Below are 15894 nucleotides of genomic sequence, written 5' to 3'. Positions count from 1 at the left end.
TGTCATGCCCCGCCTAGTGCGCAATTGCGCACGGGGGGCGGGGCATCCAGTACGCCGCGGCCTTTCCGCACCCAACAGACGCTCTGGAATACTGGATCATCCGCCTTCGCGGATGATGACCGTTCGGGTTTGCGCTGGTGAGAGTCGGCCACTGAACGCCGGATTGGTCGGCTTGATTTCTCGGAGGCCTCAATCCAGACTGCATCCCTGGATTGAAACAACGTATTCGCACCGTGCCCGCGAATGCCCGGGCACCCGCCGATCGAGAGCATGTGATGCGTCCGTCCGACATTGCGATCTCGAATTATCGCTCCATTCGGCGGCTCTCCATACCCATCCATCCCTTGTCCGTGTTCGTTGGCGAGAATGGAGTCGGCAAATCCAATCTCTACAAGTCCTTGTCGCTGTTGCGCGACGCGGCGACCGGTCAGATCACCCGCATGATCGCCGATGAAGGCGGATTGAATTCGGTCTGCTGGTCCGGCACACGCAAACGAGGCGAAGACCGTCGGCTGCGGCTCTCGGCCACATTCGACAGCATGAGCTATTCCATCGAGCTGGGGTTTCCGAGCCCGCTTCAGGCCGCGTTTTCCGGCGAGCCGATGATCAAGACCGAAATTATCGAGGCGACACACGGCAAACGAAGGATCAAGCTGATGGAGCGTATCAATTCGCTCATCAGCGTCCGCGGCGAGAGCGGCGCCTGGAACGCTCACAAGGATGCAGTGCTGCCGTCAGAGACTGCGCTAGCGGCTTTTTCCGACGGCAAGCAATGCCCGGAAATCGACCTGATCAGAAATGCAATGCTGGGCTGGCGATTCTATCATGACTTTCGCACCGATCCGGCGTCGCCGATACGAAAGCCTTGTCTCGCGATCGCGACGCCCTCGCTCAGCGCCGATGGAATCGATCTGGCTGCCACCCTGGCGACCCTCTATGTCATTCGGGAAGACGCCAACGACCTGCAGGACGCAATCCAGGATGCATTCCCGGGCGCCGAACTCCGCGCATGGGAAGAAAATGGCAGGTGCGAATTCGCTCTGCAATTGCCGGACATGCCGCGGCCGTTCAGGGCTCATGAACTATCCGACGGGACACTGAAATACATCTGCCTGCTCGCGGTGTTCATGGGTTACCGGCTGCCGCCGTTCATTGCGCTGAACGAACCCGAGACCAGCCTGCATCCGTCGCTGCTGGCGCCGCTGGCCCGGCTCATCGCCAAGGCATCGCGCCGCGCCGACATCTGGATCGTCACCCATTCGGAACAGCTGATGGACGCACTGCGAAGCGAGAGTTCGGTCCCGCTTCGCCGGGTCATCAAGTCGAAAGGCGCTACGGCGATCGAGGGCCTGACCATTGGCGGTGAATATCGTGACGAGGAAGATGACGAGGACGACGATTCTTGAACGTCGTAGATCGAGCCGTCGTGCTACTGCGGCCTACTTCCGCAAAATCTTCACCAATTCCCCGTGCACGAATTCATTCCCGCACACGACATTCCCGGTCACCAACGGGTCGCCCGGCGTGTCGATGTCGGTCACCGTCCCACCGGCTTCGCGGATCATGATCAGGCCCGCCGCGACGTCCCAGGATTGCAAATTGCGTTCCCAGTAGCCGTCGAGGCGGCCGGCGGCGACGAAGGCGAGGTCGAGGGAAGCGGCGCCGAAGCGGCGAAGGCCGGCGACGCGCTCCTGCATCGCGGTCATCTCGCGGCGGAATTCTTCGTGGTCGCCGCGGCCGATATGGGGCAGGCCGCAGGCCACCACGCATTCGTTGAGCTGGCGGCGGCCGGCCACGCGCAAGCGCTGGTCGTTGAGGAAGGCGCCCTTGCCGCGCTCGGCGATGTAGAGCTCGTCATTGGCGGGGTTGTAGATCACGCCGGCGATGATCGTGCCTTCGCGCGACAGCCCGATCGAGATCGCGAATTGCGGGATGCCGTGCAGGAAGTTGGTGGTGCCGTCGAGCGGATCGACGATCCAGGTGTGGCTCTTGTCGGATCCCTCGCGCGTGCCGCCTTCCTCGCCGATGAAGCCGTAACCGGGACGGGCCTTGGCGAGGTCCTGGTAGAGGATCTCCTCGGCGCGCTTGTCGGCCAGCGAGACGAAATTCGCCGGTCCCTTCAGCGAGACCTGGAGATGCTCGATCTCGCCGAGATCGCGCTTGAGGCTGCGGCCGGCGCGGCGCGCGGCCTTGACCATGACGTTGATAGTTGCGGAATACAGCATGAGCTTCCGGTCTTGATCGGGGAGATGGCGCGAAATCGCACCTGTTTGAAGGATGGGGTGCCCTGCGAGGGGGCCAACGTCAAGTCATTGCTTCAGTTCGTTCGGTGCCAAGTCATTTGGCCCCGAGCCATTTCCTGGCGGCGGCCTCGGCCTTGGCCCGGTCCTCGGCCGGCAAATCGGACAATTGCTTGTCCAGCTCCGGATCGCCCTTGCCGGCGGTCTTGGCCACCAGATGCCATTTGAAGCCCTCGACCTTGTCCACGGCCGTGCCCATGCCGTTGATCAGCACCCAGGCCAGCCGGTTCTGCGCGATCGCGCTGCCCTGGCGGGACGCCTTGCGGAGCAGGGCGACGGCCGCCGGCTGGTTCTTCGGCGTGCCGGTACCGTTGAACAGCGCGATGGCGTATTCGACCTCGGCATCGACATTGTCGGTCAGCGTGGCGACCTGGAGCAGACGCACCGCCCGTTCCAAATCCTTCGGCACGCCAGTGCCTTCCTTGTAGAAGGTCGCGAGCGCGTATTGCGCCTCGGGCAGACCGGCATCGGCCGCCTGGCGCAGCAGCTCGGCGGAGCGCTTGACGTCCTGCGGCAGGGTCTGTCCGTCGAGATAGAGCAGCGCGAGGTTATAGGCCGCCTTGGGCTCGCCGAGCTTGGCGGCGGACGCCATCAGCTTGACCGCCTCGTTTTTGTCGACCGGGCCGCCACGGCCGGACATCCTGAGCATGGCGAGCGCGAACATCGCCTCGCGGTCGCCGGCGTCGGAGGCGCGCTTGTACCATTGCAGTGCCTTGGCGTAGTCGCGCCGGATGCCCATGGCATTGGAATAGAGCTCACCCAGCATGGTCATCGCCTTGGCATCGCCGGTCTCGGCACGAGCGGTGGCGAGTTCGAAGGCGGTCTTGTACTGGCCGCGCTGATAGGCGCCGAACACCAGATCGACGTTGGGATTGTCGGCCGGAGGCGCCGGGATCACGGTCGCGGCCGGAGCAGGCTTTGGAGAGGCTGAAGGCTTGGGGGAAGCTGAAGGCTTTGGTGCCGGCGCTGCTTCCTTCTTCTTGGTGATGGTGTGCGGCGTGGCCTTCGGCTTGTCCTTGCTTTTCTCGGCTGAAGGGTTCGGCGTTGCCACGGGCGGCGTGATCTGGAGCTGCGCGGCCGCGGGCACTGTGAGCAGCAGCGTGGCCAGGATGGTGATGCGCGGGAGCTTCATGACGGGCGCTAGCCGTGCTCCTGTTCTGCAAGCGCAGTCGCATGAGCCTTCTTGATCGCAGCGTCGGCCTCGATCAGCGCCGCCTTGGGTCCGCGCGGATCGGCCCAGATGAAGTCGCCCACCAGCACGAAATCGGCACCGCTGGCGGCGAATTCGTGGGCCTCCTCCAGCGAGATGGCAAAGCCGACGCAGGGCGGTTCGAACAGCTCGGCCCACCAGTCCAGCCGCTCGGCGATCGCTTGCGACGACGGCCGCTGGCCCTTTGCGTCGGGCTCGCCGAACAGCACGTAATCCGCGCCGATCTCGCCGGCATCCATGGAATGGTGCCGCGTCGTCAGCCCGCCGACGCCGGCGATGCGGTCGGGCTTCAGCGATGGCAGCGCCTCCTTCAGCGCGGCGATGCCGGGCAGGTGCGCGCCGTCGGCGCCGCCGCGTGCGACGAGCTCAGGATGGCCGTCGACGAGCAGCGCGGCGCCCGCTTTCTGAACCGGCGGCGCGAAGGCCTTGATCCGCGAGATCATGGTGCGCTGATCGGTCACCTTCAGACGCAACAGCACGGCCGCGACGTCGGCGGCGGCGAGCAGGCCGGGCAGCTCGGTCAGAAGCGAAGCGGGATCGTCGACGACGGGCGTCGCGAGATAAAGGCGCGGCGCCGGGCGCGGCGGAGGAGATTTGTTCGACAAGATCTAGGCCGCTTTCTGTTCCAGGCTGCTTTGCCATTCGCCTTTGGCGGCGAGGCCATTCATGCGCGCGCGATGACTGAATGCGTCTTGTCCGGCTGCGATGTTCTCGGCCTTGCCGGACCAGGCCTTCTGCGGCGCGGCCTGGAGGGCGCGGCCGTAGGAGAAGGTCAGGCCCCAGGGCAGCGGGCCGAGCTTGTGCATGGCGTTGAGGTGCGCCGTTGCCTCTTCGTCCGACTGGCCGCCGGAGAGGAAGGCGATGCCGGGCACCGCCGCGGGCACGCACGCTCTGAGCAGCCGTATCGTCTTCTCCGCGACCTCCTCGGCGGCAGCCTGCTTCGCAGACTTCTTGCCGGGGACTACCATATTCGGCTTCAGCACCATGCCCTCGAGCGCGACGCGCTGCACGCGCAATTCCTGAAACGTCTTGTTGAGCACACGGCTCGTCACCTCATAGCAGCGATCGATGTCGTGATCGCCGTCCATCAGCACTTCGGGCTCGACGATCGGCACGATCTGCGCGGCCTGGCACAGCGCTGCATAACGCGCCAGCGCGTGGGCGTTGACGCTGATCGCGGTCATCGAGGGGATGCCACTGCCGATGTCGATCACCGCGCGCCATTTGGCGAAGCGCGCGCCGCGCTCGTAATATTTCTTCAAGCGCTCGGCGAGCTTGTCGAGCCCGACGGTGACGAGCTCTCCCGGGCACATCGGCAGGGGTTGCGTGCCTTCGTCGACCTTGATGCCGGGAATGGCGCCGCTCTGTTCGATCAGCTTGACCAGCGGCGTGCCATCCTTTGCGTTCTGCCAGATCGTCTCGTCATAGAGGATGACGCCGGAGATATAGCGGCTCATGGCTTCGTTCGAGCGGAACAGCATCTCGCGATAGTCGCGGCGGTTCTCCTCGGTCGATTCCACGCCGATCGCATCGAAGCGCTTCTTGATGGTGCCTGAGGATTCGTCGGCGGCGAGGATGCCCTTGCCGGTCGCGACCAGAGCGGTCGCGATCCTGTTCAGCTCAGTCAGATTCATCGAGATGTCCTCCCAAAACGATTCTGCCCTTGCCGGTGAAAATAGACCGTTCTCGGGCAAATGCCGAGTTAACGTTCGTCGCAGGGTAAGGGGGGAGGGGCTTTGGCGCCGGCAACAAGGCGTCATCCCGGGCTTACCGCCCGGAATGACGGAGAAAGTGGGGCTGGCTACGCCACCTTCGGGGCGAGCTCGCCCTTGGCGTAGCGCTTGGCCATCTCGGCCGTGGTCAGCACCTTCTTGATCTTGGAGGCTTGGCCAGCGGTATTGAATTCCTGGAGCCGCTGCTTGCACAGCTTGGTCATCGCTTCCATCGCGGGCTTCAGGTATTTGCGCGGGTCGAACTCTTCCGGATTGTCCTTGAGCACTTTCCGGATCTGGCCGGTCATCGCCATGCGGTTGTCGGTGTCGATGTTGATCTTGCGCACGCCGTTCTTGATGCCGCGCTGGATCTCGGCCACCGGCACGCCCCAGGTCGGCTTCATCTTGCCGCCATAGGCGTTGATGATGTCCTGGAGGTCCTGCGGCACCGACGAGGAGCCGTGCATGACGAGATGCATGTTCGGCAGCTTGCGGTGGATCTCCTCGATCACGTTCATGGCGAGGATGTCGCCGTCGGGCTTGCGGGTGAATTTGTAGGCGCCGTGAGACGTCCCCATCGCGATCGCGAGCGCGTCGACCTGGGTCTCCTGGACGAACTTCACGGCTTCATCCGGATTGGTCAGGAGCTGGTCGTGGCTGAGCTTGCCCTCGGCGCCGTGGCCGTCTTCCTTGTCGCCCATGCCGGTCTCGAGCGAGCCGAGTACGCCGAGCTCGCCCTCGACCGAGATGCCCCCGAGATGCGCCATCTCGGTCACGGTCTTGGTGACGCCGACATTGTAGCCCCAGTCGCCGGGGGTCTTGCCGTCCGCCTTGAGCGAGCCGTCCATCATGACCGAGGTGAAGCCGGCCTGGATCGCGGTCATGCAGGTTGCCGGCTCGTTGCCGTGGTCGAGATGCACGCAGACCGGAATGTGCGGGTAGATCTCGGTCACCGCGTCCATCATGTGCTTGAGCATGACGTCGTTGGCGTAGGAGCGCGCACCGCGCGAGGCCTGGATGATGACGGGCGCGTCGACCTGGTTGGCCGCGTCCATGATCGCCAGCGCCTGCTCCATGTTGTTGATGTTGAAGGCCGGGACGCCGTAATCGTTCTCCGCCGCATGGTCGAGCAATTGACGCAACGTGATCCGAGCCATCTGTGTTTTTCTCCCGTTTGGGCCTGCAAGGCCACTGCTTGAAGGCGGCTACGACTTGCCGACCGATTACTTGGTGCGCAGAACTTCGACGCCGGGCAGGGGCTTGCCTTCCATCCATTCAAGAAATGCGCCACCGGCGGTCGAGACATAGGTGAACTGACCGGCCACATGGGCCTGGTTGAGGGCCGCGACGGTGTCGCCGCCGCCCGCGATCGAGACCAGCTTCTTGGCCTTGGTGCGCTCTGCGGCATGCTTGGCGGCGGACATCGTGCCGCGGTCGAACGGCTGCATCTCGAAGGCACCGAGCGGTCCGTTCCAGACCAGCGTCGCCGCATCGTCGATCGCGGCATGAACACGCGCGATCGACTGCGGACCGACGTCGAGGATCATGCCGTCGGCCGGGATCGCGTCGAGGCCATAGGCGTGCGACGGCGCGTTGGCCGCGAAATGATAGGCGACGGTGGCGTCGACCGGCAGGATGATGGCGCAGTTGGCGGCTTCCGCCTTTTCCATGATGCGCAACGCGGTCGCGGCGAGATCCTTCTCGGCCAGCGACTTGCCGATGCCGACGCCCTGGGCGTGCAGGAAGGTGTTGGCCATGCCGCCGCCGATCACGAGTGCGTCGACCTTGGTTACGAGGTTTTCGAGCAGGTCGATCTTGGTCGAGACCTTGGCGCCGCCGATGATCGCGATGACGGGCTTGGTCGGTGAGCCCAGCGCCTTCTCCAGCGCGACCAATTCGGCCTGCATGGTGCGGCCGGCATAGGCGGGCAGCTTGTGGCCGAGGCCTTCGGTCGAGGCATGGGCGCGGTGCGCGGCCGAGAACGCGTCATTGACCCAGATGTCGCCGAGTTTTGCGAGCTCCGCGACAAAGGCCGGATCGTTCTTCTCTTCCTCTTTGTGGAAGCGGGTGTTTTCCAGACAGAGGATGTCGCCGTCGTTCAGCGCCGCCACGGCCTTGGCTGCGGGCTCGCCGATACAGTCGTCGGCGAAGCCTACGGGCTTCTTCACGACCTTCGACAGCGCCTCGGCGACGGGCTTGAGCGAGTCCTTGGCATCGCGTCCTTTCGGCCGACCGAAATGCGCGAGCAGGATGACCTTGCCGCCCTTGTCGGAGATTTCGGTGATGGTCGGCGCGACGCGCTCGAGCCGGGTCGCGTCGCTGACGCGCCCGTTCTCCATGGGCACGTTGAGATCGACGCGCAGCAGCACGCGCTTGCCCTTCACGTCGACGTCGTCGAGGGTGCGGAATTTGTTGGTCACGAGGGATCCCCTGAACCGCCTTGGGTAATGTTGGGCCAGTCCTCGATCTTCCGATCCGGATCGGGCTTGATCTTCGAGCCCGATCGCAAGAACAGGAACAACAGGCCGCCCATCAACGCCAAGAGGAGCGCGAGGGCGACGAGTTGCGAGGTCATGGCGTTCTCCGGCTGCGCCGTGACGCGTGTTGGTTAGATCACCTTCGCCATCGCCACGGCAGTGTCCGCCATGCGATTGGAGAAGCCCCACTCATTGTCGTACCAGGACATCACGCGCACCAGCGTGCCGTTCTGCACCTTGGTCTGGTCCTCGTGGAACGTCGAGGAGTGCGGGTCGTGGTTGAAGTCGATCGAGACGTTCGGCGCGCTGGTGTAGCCGAGGATGCCCTTGAGCTGCTGCTCGGAGGCACGCTTCATCGCCTCGTTGATTTCCTTCGGATCGGTGGCGCGCTTGGCGACGATCTTGAGGTCGACGACCGAGACGTTCGGGGTCGGCACGCGGATCGCGACGCCGTCGAGCTTGCCCTTCAGTTCCGGCAGCACGAGGCCGATCGCCTTGGCGGCGCCGGTCGAGGTCGGGATCATCGACATCGCAGCCGCGCGGCCGCGGTAGAGATCCTTGTGCATGGTGTCGAGCGTCGGCTGGTCGCCGGTATAGGCGTGGATCGTGGTCATGAAGCCGGTCTCGATGCCGACGAGGTCGTTCAGCACCTTGGCGATCGGCGCGAGACAGTTGGTGGTGCAGGAGCCGTTGGAGACGACCAGATGTTCCCGGGTCAGCGTGTCGTGGTTGACGCCGTAGACGATGGTGGCGTCGGCGCCGTCGGCGGGCGCAGAAACGAGAACGCGCTTGGCGCCAGCGGTCAGATGCGCGGAGGCCTTGTCCTTCGAGGTGAAGATGCCGGTGCATTCCATCGCGATGTCGATCCCGAGATCCTTCCAGGGCAGCTTCGAGGGATCGCGCTCGGCGGTCACCTTGATCTTGTTGCCGCCGAGGCTGATCGTGTCGCCATCGACGGTCACGGTGCCGGGGAAACGGCCATGGACGCTGTCGAAGCGAAGCAGATGGGCATTGGTCTCGACCGGGCCGAGGTCGTTGATGCCGACGACCTCGATGTCCTTGCGGCCGGACTCGGCGATGGCCCGCAGGATGTTGCGGCCGATGCGGCCAAAACCGTTGATTCCGACGCGGACTGCCATGTTTCGTCTCCTTCAATGACCGTTGTCATCCCGCACAACGCGCTAGCGCGCCTGCGAGGGTTTTTTTAGGGCGGACGCCCGGTTCGGCCGGGCGGGGCTTGATCATATGAGAGTTAGGTAGTCCTTTTTTTCGGCAATCTCAACTCTCAGGAAACGCGTTTCAGAACGGCGTTAACCGCGGCCTCGGCGGTAATGCCAAAGTGCTGGAATACCTTGTTGAGAGGGGCGCTGGCGCCGAAGGAGTGCATGCCGATAAACTCGCCATCCTGGCCGATCACGGCGTCCCAGCCCCAGCGCACGGCGGCCTCGATCGCGACCTTGACCGGGGCGTTGCCGATGATCTCGTCGCGGCGCTCCTTTGGTTGCGCTAACAGGAGCTCGAGCGAGGGAACCGAAACCACCCGGGTCGGAATGCCGCGCTCGGCGAGCTGCTTCTGGGCGGCCACGGCCATCTCCACTTCGGAGCCGGAAGCAAACAGCGTCGCCTTGGCTTCGCCCTGGGCGGCCACCAGCTCGTAGGCACCGAACCGGCAGGGGCTCTCGTTCGGCGCGGCGGTGCGCAGTTGCGGCAGGTTCTGCCGGGTCAGCGCCAGGACTGTCGGGCCGTCGATGCGGTTGAGCGCGAGCTCCCAGCACTCGGCAACCTCGATGGAATCGCACGGGCGGAACACGCGCATGTTGGGAATGGCGCGAAGTGCTGAGAGATGCTCGACCGGCTGGTGGGTCGGGCCGTCTTCGCCGAGGCCGATGGAATCATGGGTCATGACATAAACGACGCCGGTGCCCATCAACGCGGCGAGCCGCATCGCGGGCCGGGCATAATCCGTGAACACCAGGAACGTCGCGCCGTTCGGCGCAAAACCCCCGTGCAGGAAGATGCCGTTCATCGCCGCGCACATGCCGTGCTCGCGGATGCCGTAATGGATGAAGCGGCCCTTCGGCGTCTTGGCCGAGAACGCAGTCGCCGACTTCGCCTTGTTGTTGTTGGAGCCGGTGAGGTCGGCCGAGCCCGCCAGAAATTCCATCGGCATCGCGCCGGCAATCACTTCGATCACGGCTTCAGAAGATTTGCGGGTCGCCGCATTCATCGGCTTTTCCAAGAGCTCCTTCTTGTAGCCTTTGAACGCCTTTGCCAGCGCGGCCGGGCGCTCGTGGCGCAGCCGACGCTCGAACTCGGCGCGCTTGCGGCTGCCGAGTTCACCGAGCCTTGCTTCCCATTCCTGTCGTGCCGCCGCGCCACGGCTGCCGGCCGCGCGCCAGGCTTTGAGCACGTCGTCGGGCACCGAGAACGGCTCCAGCGAAATGCCGAGATTTTCCTTGGCGGCCTTGAGTTCGTCGGCGCCGAGCGCTTCGCCGTGCACCTTGTTGGTGCCGGCCTTGTGCGGCGCGCCGAAGCCGATGGTGGTGCGGCACGCAATCAGCGTCGGCTTGTTTGATTTCTGCGCGCGCGTGATCGCGGCAGCGATTGCGGCCTGGTCGTGGCCGTCGATCTTCTCGGCCGCCCAACCCGCCGATTTGAACCGCTTCACCTGGTCCACGGAATCGGAGATCGAGGTCGGGCCATCGATCGAGATGCCGTTGTCGTCATACAGCACGATCAGCTTGTTGAGCTTCCAGTGCCCGGCCATCGCGATCGCTTCCTGCGACACGCCTTCCATCAAATCGCCGTCGGAAGCGATCACATAGGTGTGGTGGTCGACGATCTTCTTGCCGAACTCGGCCGCGAGCATCTTCTCGGCGAGCGCCATGCCGACGGCGGTGGAAATGCCCTGGCCGAGCGGACCGGTGGTGGTCTCGATGCCCTTGGTGTGGCCGTGCTCGGGATGTCCCGGAGTCAGCGATCCCAACTGGCGAAAGTCCTTGAGCTGGTCGATCGTCATCTCGGGGCTGCCGATCAGATACAGCAGCGAATAGATCAGCATCGAGCCGTGCCCGGCCGAGAGCACGAAGCGGTCCCGGTCCGGCCAGTCCAGCGCGGCGACGTCGAATTTCAGGAATTGCGTGAACAGCACGGTCGCCATGTCGGCGGCGCCCATCGGCAGGCCGGGATGACCCGATTTCGCCTTCTCGACGCCGTCCATGGCAAGGCCGCGGATCGCATTGGCCATACGGTTGTGATCGACCTGCGTCATGTCTGAAAATCCGTCTGAAATGAGGCGCTTGTGGCTGGATTTGGCCGCGCCGGAAGGAGCCTTTCGGCCGCTGGGGTCGCGGCTGGGATAGCATCTCGGTTCCGGCAGGCCAAGGCAATCAAACGCCGGTTTGGCCGTAAAAGTTGCTTACGGCATGATCCGGACCCGCAGGGCCGCGTTAGCGCAAAGTGGAGGCCGGTTTTCCGGCCAGGTCATGCCCGGCAGGAACTGATAGATCGGGATGAATCCCATCCCGATCTATCAGTGCATAGTTTCGTGGCGGCGTTGCGCTCCGCTAGCTTGCCACGTAAATTTCTGCTTCTAACCGCTTGCCGAACCGAGTCTTTTGCCGGACGGCAAGCTCCAAGGTAAATGCCCAAAGGAAAAGCCCAAGGGCAAGGCTACAGGTTCCGCCGCTGACTGCATGAACGATCGCGTATCCAACAGCTCTGCCATGACCGAGTCCTCGGCCGTCGAGATCGAGATCGCGACCCGCAGGCTCATGGCGGCGCTCGACTCGCTCGAAAGTGCCGTGGAGCGGCGGCGCGATGCCGATCGCGACGAGAACGAGCTCGCGGCGCGAATCCAGGCGCTCGGCGCGGACCGCTCGCGGCTTGCCGACGAACTCGACGGCGCGCTGGTGAAGGCGCGCAAGCTCGAGCGCTCCAGCCGCGAGATCTCCGATCGGCTGGATTCCGCGATCGTCACGATTCGCTCGGTGCTCGATACCGGAGAGGATGGATGAGCCACATCAACGTCACCATCAACGGCCGGCAATACCGCATGGCCTGCGAGGAAGGCCAGGAGGTGCGGCTGCTCAAGCTCGCCGAAAGCCTGGAGACGCGGATTCAGTCGCTGCGCGGAAAGTTCGGCGAGATCGGTGATGCCAGGCTCACCGTGATGGCGGCGCTGACCGTCTGCGACGAACTGGTCGATGCCGGCAACCGCATCCGGACCATGGAGCAGGAGCTGACCGAATTGCGGGATTTCCGCAACGCCGCCGTCGAGCGCGCCCGGTTGACCCAGACCGCGGTCGTGAACGCACTGAACTCTGCGGCGGAGCGCATCGAGAAGTCGACCCAGGTCCTGAACCGGACCGTCGGCAACGGGATCGCCATCGGCTGACCCTTCACCGGGCTGGCGATTCGTCAGTATCGTTGTTACATTGCCCGAGCGGGGCTGCGACGCGCGTCAGGAGCCATTATCCCCGGGGCCTTATCGATCCTTTAGGGAACTGTCCCTGGCCGGGCCCGTGGGCTCGGACATATGGTGCCCACCTACTTTCGTAGGGAACTCCGGGATCGAGTGCTTCAACGGCGTTCGCGGCTTCGCACTTTTGCTTTTCTGGCCATACGTTCCTTCGAATTGCGTCCTCGACAAACCAGCGGTGTCATGCCCCGCGTAGGCGGGGCATCCAGTACGCCGCGGCGTCGATGTTTGATCACTGGCGTCTCTGGAATACTGGATCACCCGCCCCAGTGCGCAGGGCGCACAAGGCGGGTGATGACGGCGGAGCAAGGCTCAGCCTTCGGAGCAAGCGCGCATGACCAACACCAAAGCCGAACTCCGTGCCAAAGCCCTCGCGGCGCGCGATGCGCTGAGCGAAAAGAAGCGCACCGCCGCCGCCGCCAAGCTCGCCAAGCGCGGGCTGCCGTTCCAGCTTCTGCCCGGCAGCATCGTGTCAGGCTATTCGCCGATCCGCAGCGAGATCGATCCGATGCCGCTGCTGAAGAAGCTGGCCGAGCAGGGCGCCAGGCTCGCGCTGCCTTGCGTCACCGCGCGCGGCCAGTCGCTGATCTTCCGCATCTTCCATCCCAACGACCGGCTGATGATGGGCCCGCTCGGCATTCCCGAGCCGTCGCCAGGGGCCGCTGAAGTCATTCCCGACATCATGCTGACGCCGCTCGCTGCCTTCGATCGTCTCGGCCATCGCATCGGCTATGGCGCGGGGCACTACGACCACACCTTCGCGCATCTGCGAAAAACCAAGACCATCGTCGGCATCGGGCTCGCTTTTGCAGCGCAGGAGATCAAGGCGGTTCCGGCACTAGCCCACGACGTGGCGCTGGATTATGTGCTAACGGAATCCGACGTATTCGATTTCCGGAGTTCTGAAGTTGCGCATTCTCTTCGTGGGTGATGTCGTCGGCCGTGCCGGGCGCAATGCCATCGCCGAATATCTGCCTGGCATGGTCAAGGACTGGTCGCTCGATTTCGTCGTCGTCAACGGCGAGAATTCCGCCGGCGGCTTCGGCATCACGGAAGCGATCTACCAGGAGTTTCTCGACGCCGGCGCCGACGCGGTGACGCTCGGCAATCACTCCTGGGACCAGCGCGAAGCTCTGGTGTTCATCGAGCGCGCGGATCGCCTGGTGCGGCCCGCGAATTATCCACGCGGTACGCCCGGCCGCGGCGCCGCGCTGGTCGAGACCAAGAACGGCAAGCACGCGCTCGTCGTCAACGCTTTGGGCCGCGTCTTCATGACCCCGTTCGACGATCCCTTCGCAGCGCTGGAGCGCGAGCTCGGCGCTTGCCCGCTCGGCGTTGCCGCGGACGCCATCGTCGTCGACTTCCATTGCGAGGCGACCAGCGAGAAGCAGGGCATCGGCTTCTTCTGCGACGGCCGCGCCAGCCTCGTCGTCGGCACCCACACCCATGTGCCGACCGCCGACCACCAGATCCTGTCAGGCGGCACCGCCTACATGACCGATGCCGGCATGACCGGCGACTACGATTCCATCATCGGCATGCAGAAGGAAGAGCCGCTGCGACGGTTCACCTCCGGCATCCCCTCAGGCCGCTTCGAGCCGGCAGCGGGCGCCGCGACGCTCAGCGGCGTCGCCGTGGAGACGGATGACGCGACCGGACTCGCACTGCGTATCGCGCCGGTGCGCATGGGCGGCCGGCTGGAGCCGACGACGCCGAGGTTTTGGTTGAGCTGAATTGCAGCGGCAGATGCCGCTGCACCTTCTCCCCTTGCGGGAGAAGGTGGCGCGAAGCGCCGGATGAGGGGTTGCTTCCGCGAATTCAAATGCGAGTTGGACTCGCGGAGAGAGACCCCTCACCCGGCTTCGCTTCGCGAAGCCACCCTCTCCCGCAAGGGGAGAGGGTGCAGCGGCGTTCGCGGCGACTCTTACTCCGCCGTCTGCTCCCGCAACCCCGCCACATCCTTCGCCGTCAGCCTCGAGCCCTTCGCGCCGAACCGCGCCGTGACGTAATTCGCCACCGCTGCGATCTCGTCGTCGCTATACGCATTGCCGAACGCGGGCATCGATCGCTGCCACTGCCGGAGGCTGGCGCATGGGATTGAAGTAACGGAAACCTATGCTTCAGGATGCTTCTCAGGCTTCGAAGAAAGGCTATTTAGGCCTCTCCTTTGGTTACGCTCGCGACGAATACCATCTGACTCCTCGTACTGCGCACGAGGCCATGGAGGCGTCTCAGCCATCACCACATCGAAAAGAAGATCGAAGCGATCTGCCAGATCACCGATTGAGGTAACAAGCTTTTCTACCGCCGCTAAGTCAACCAGCATGAAGTCGTGCCGCAATTTGCGGTCCGCCGTCGTCTCTACCCGGTAGAGTTTCCGGTCCTGACTGTTGAGAACGATCATATCGTGTATGAATCGATTGCGTTGTCCAGCGACCCCCTCGGCTTCCGACGACAGCGAATTGAAAGCCTTGATCAGCTTTTGACTCACGCCACGCAATTCAAACAGCGATGCTAGGCACCTGAAGCGTGGTCCAAGTCCGATCAGTTGCGCCGTCATGCAAGTGCCAGCGAACCGTTCAACATTTGCAAGCTCCCAAATCGAGTCGTTGAGAATGTATTCGAAGCCCGCCCAATAGCGCGACAGTTTTCCAAGAGCTGAATAAAGCGGCTCGAATTCCGGGCTCTCGTCAGGGGAAAAGTGATAAGATACCGGCTCAGCATCAAATGTGGGTTCGTTGGTCATGAAGTTCCTACCCGGCACGGTTATCGGCTGCTTGGATGGGCCTCGAGCCAAGTTACGGAAGTTTCGGCCCCACGACGATCCGGATTTTGCCTTCGGGCATCATCTGATCTTTGCCGCCACCTACCGTCTGGACTGGGGAATCCACCGCTTTTAACAGTGCCATCAAGAGGATTTGCTCTGGCGCTGCTGGATCGTCGGTTATCGGACCCTTGGTCACTACAGAAACACCCCAAGGTGAGGCACCCGCTTGTTGCGTGAGGGGCAGTAGTTGGTACACTTCACGAAGCTCAGGAGGTCCTAATTGCGGCGTTAAAGGCGCAGGCAGTTTTTGGTCGGTTCTCCATCCCATAGATGCCAAAGCAACGAAGATTTGAAAAGCCAAGCCAGAGCCGTCGGCTGCGCTTTGGTCAAATAGCACCTCGAAAAATTGCGAGGGCATACCGCTGATATCAGCTTTCAGCTTTTGGTTGTCTAGCCTCCTAGCAAACCTCAGCTGTTGCAGTTCTATCTTAGCTTGTGCGGTTTCCTTTCGTGCTGACTCGGCTTCAAGCGAGAGTCGCGCCGTTTCCTCATTTACCGCTGCTATCTTTTCATTCGCCCTTTCGCGGGCAAGGTCCCAATGGTGTTCTTTGACGATGCCCATCCAGACTATCGCGACGGTCGCGGCTAACCCAAATAGCAAGCTACCAACGAGTACAAAGCTTGCGCGGTCAAATAACCAGCTGGCGGTTTCGAGTGACGGCCAAGGCTCGTTGCTTATGTCGTGAGCGTTATCAGCCATAAGCGCCGCAATCATTGGAGACTTTGGGTTGCTTGACATCGCGCGCGTCATTGGGAAGCGCCGCTAGATTTGCTCCAAGGCTACCCCTTCGGGTTCGAGCGCCGCAATACACGCAAGGAAGAATACTGCGGGAAAACGTGCCCACGCTATCGGGATCCCGTATGGGGATGCCACACGAATATCAATTC

16 protein-coding genes, 1 other RNA gene and 1 pseudogene are annotated in these 15894 nt (G+C 63.4%); 6 read left to right on the top strand and 12 right to left on the bottom strand.

The window, feature by feature from the left end:
- The first annotated feature begins 275 nt into the window (after nt 1-275).
- Nucleotides 276-1406 carry an AAA family ATPase gene (locus tag IVB41_RS13750; protein ID WP_247431883.1) on the top strand — a complete coding sequence of 377 codons (1131 nt, stop codon included), beginning with the start codon at nt 276-278 and terminating at the stop codon, nt 1404-1406.
- A 33-nt stretch (nt 1407-1439) separates the two neighbouring features.
- On the opposite strand, the gene IVB41_RS13745 is transcribed toward IVB41_RS13750, so the two are convergent.
- The 9 genes from IVB41_RS13745 to tkt all read right to left on the bottom strand — a co-directional run bounded on the left by IVB41_RS13745 (nt 1440) and on the right by tkt (nt 10970).
- Nucleotides 1440-2225, bottom strand: a complete 786-nt coding sequence (locus tag IVB41_RS13745) for an inositol monophosphatase family protein (RefSeq protein WP_247283884.1) — start codon at nt 2223-2225, stop codon at nt 1440-1442.
- A gap of 112 nt (nt 2226-2337) precedes the next feature.
- A complete protein-coding gene (locus IVB41_RS13740; protein ID WP_247283888.1) occupies nt 2338-3432 on the bottom strand; it encodes a tetratricopeptide repeat protein in 1095 nt (364 codons plus the stop codon).
- A gap of 8 nt (nt 3433-3440) precedes the next feature.
- On the bottom strand, nt 3441-4115 hold the full coding sequence (locus IVB41_RS13735; protein WP_247431880.1) for a thiamine phosphate synthase: 675 nt from the start codon (nt 4113-4115) through the stop codon (nt 3441-3443).
- Nucleotides 4116-4118: 3 nt separating this feature from the next.
- A complete protein-coding gene (locus IVB41_RS13730) occupies nt 4119-5144 on the bottom strand; it encodes a class I fructose-bisphosphate aldolase (protein WP_247431877.1) in 1026 nt (341 codons plus the stop codon).
- Between the two features lie 167 nt (nt 5145-5311).
- Nucleotides 5312-6379: a class II fructose-bisphosphate aldolase gene (fba, locus tag IVB41_RS13725; protein ID WP_027570269.1), complete on the bottom strand. Its 1068-nt coding sequence runs from the start codon at nt 6377-6379 to the stop codon at nt 5312-5314.
- Nucleotides 6380-6445: 66 nt separating this feature from the next.
- Nucleotides 6446-7642 (bottom strand): phosphoglycerate kinase, encoded by a 1197-nt coding sequence (locus IVB41_RS13720; protein WP_247431875.1) that lies wholly within the window; start codon nt 7640-7642, stop codon nt 6446-6448.
- On the bottom strand, nt 7639-7797 hold the full coding sequence (locus IVB41_RS13715; RefSeq protein WP_247406375.1) for a hypothetical protein: 159 nt from the start codon (nt 7795-7797) through the stop codon (nt 7639-7641). Before IVB41_RS13715 ends, IVB41_RS13720 begins: the two co-directional genes overlap by 4 nt.
- A 33-nt stretch (nt 7798-7830) precedes the next feature.
- On the bottom strand, nt 7831-8838 hold the full coding sequence (gene gap, locus IVB41_RS13710) for a type I glyceraldehyde-3-phosphate dehydrogenase (protein ID WP_247431871.1): 1008 nt from the start codon (nt 8836-8838) through the stop codon (nt 7831-7833).
- Nucleotides 8839-8984: 146 nt separating this feature from the next.
- Nucleotides 8985-10970 (bottom strand): transketolase, encoded by a 1986-nt coding sequence (tkt, locus tag IVB41_RS13705; RefSeq protein WP_247431868.1) that lies wholly within the window; start codon nt 10968-10970, stop codon nt 8985-8987.
- A gap of 424 nt (nt 10971-11394) precedes the next feature.
- On the opposite strand from tkt, the gene IVB41_RS13700 reads away from it, so the two are divergent.
- From IVB41_RS13700 to IVB41_RS13680, 5 genes are all read left to right on the top strand, one after another.
- Complete coding sequence (locus IVB41_RS13700) at nt 11395-11715, top strand: DUF4164 domain-containing protein (protein ID WP_026232773.1); 321 nt, start codon at nt 11395-11397, stop codon at nt 11713-11715.
- On the top strand, nt 11712-12095 hold the full coding sequence (locus IVB41_RS13695; RefSeq protein WP_007599950.1) for a cell division protein ZapA: 384 nt from the start codon (nt 11712-11714) through the stop codon (nt 12093-12095). The genes IVB41_RS13700 and IVB41_RS13695 overlap by 4 nt, the downstream gene beginning before the upstream one ends.
- A gap of 48 nt (nt 12096-12143) precedes the next feature.
- Nucleotides 12144-12303, top strand: a non-coding RNA gene (gene ssrS, locus IVB41_RS13690) — 6S RNA.
- Nucleotides 12304-12513: 210 nt separating this feature from the next.
- On the top strand, nt 12514-13110 hold the full coding sequence (locus tag IVB41_RS13685; protein WP_247431865.1) for a 5-formyltetrahydrofolate cyclo-ligase: 597 nt from the start codon (nt 12514-12516) through the stop codon (nt 13108-13110).
- Nucleotides 13088-13912, top strand: a complete 825-nt coding sequence (locus tag IVB41_RS13680) for a TIGR00282 family metallophosphoesterase (protein ID WP_247431863.1) — start codon at nt 13088-13090, stop codon at nt 13910-13912. Before IVB41_RS13685 ends, IVB41_RS13680 begins: the two co-directional genes overlap by 23 nt.
- 191 nt (nt 13913-14103) lie before the next feature.
- Here the strand turns inward: IVB41_RS13680 and IVB41_RS13675 are convergent.
- The 3 genes and pseudogenes from IVB41_RS13675 to IVB41_RS13665 form a co-directional block, all read right to left on the bottom strand.
- Nucleotides 14104-14244, bottom strand: a pseudogene (locus tag IVB41_RS13675) (c-type cytochrome); the annotation flags it as partial.
- A 48-nt stretch (nt 14245-14292) separates the two neighbouring features.
- Complete coding sequence (locus IVB41_RS13670; RefSeq protein ID WP_247431857.1) at nt 14293-14925, bottom strand: hypothetical protein; 633 nt, start codon at nt 14923-14925, stop codon at nt 14293-14295.
- 52 nt (nt 14926-14977) lie between these two features.
- Nucleotides 14978-15757: a hypothetical protein gene (locus IVB41_RS13665; protein WP_247431852.1), complete on the bottom strand. Its 780-nt coding sequence runs from the start codon at nt 15755-15757 to the stop codon at nt 14978-14980.
- Nucleotides 15758-15894 lie beyond the last annotated feature (137 nt).

Origin of the sequence: Bradyrhizobium sp. 44 (genome assembly GCF_023073095.1) — a bacterium.
GTDB lineage: Bacteria > Pseudomonadota > Alphaproteobacteria > Rhizobiales > Xanthobacteraceae > Bradyrhizobium.
This window is presented reverse-complemented; position numbering and strand designations above follow the sequence as displayed.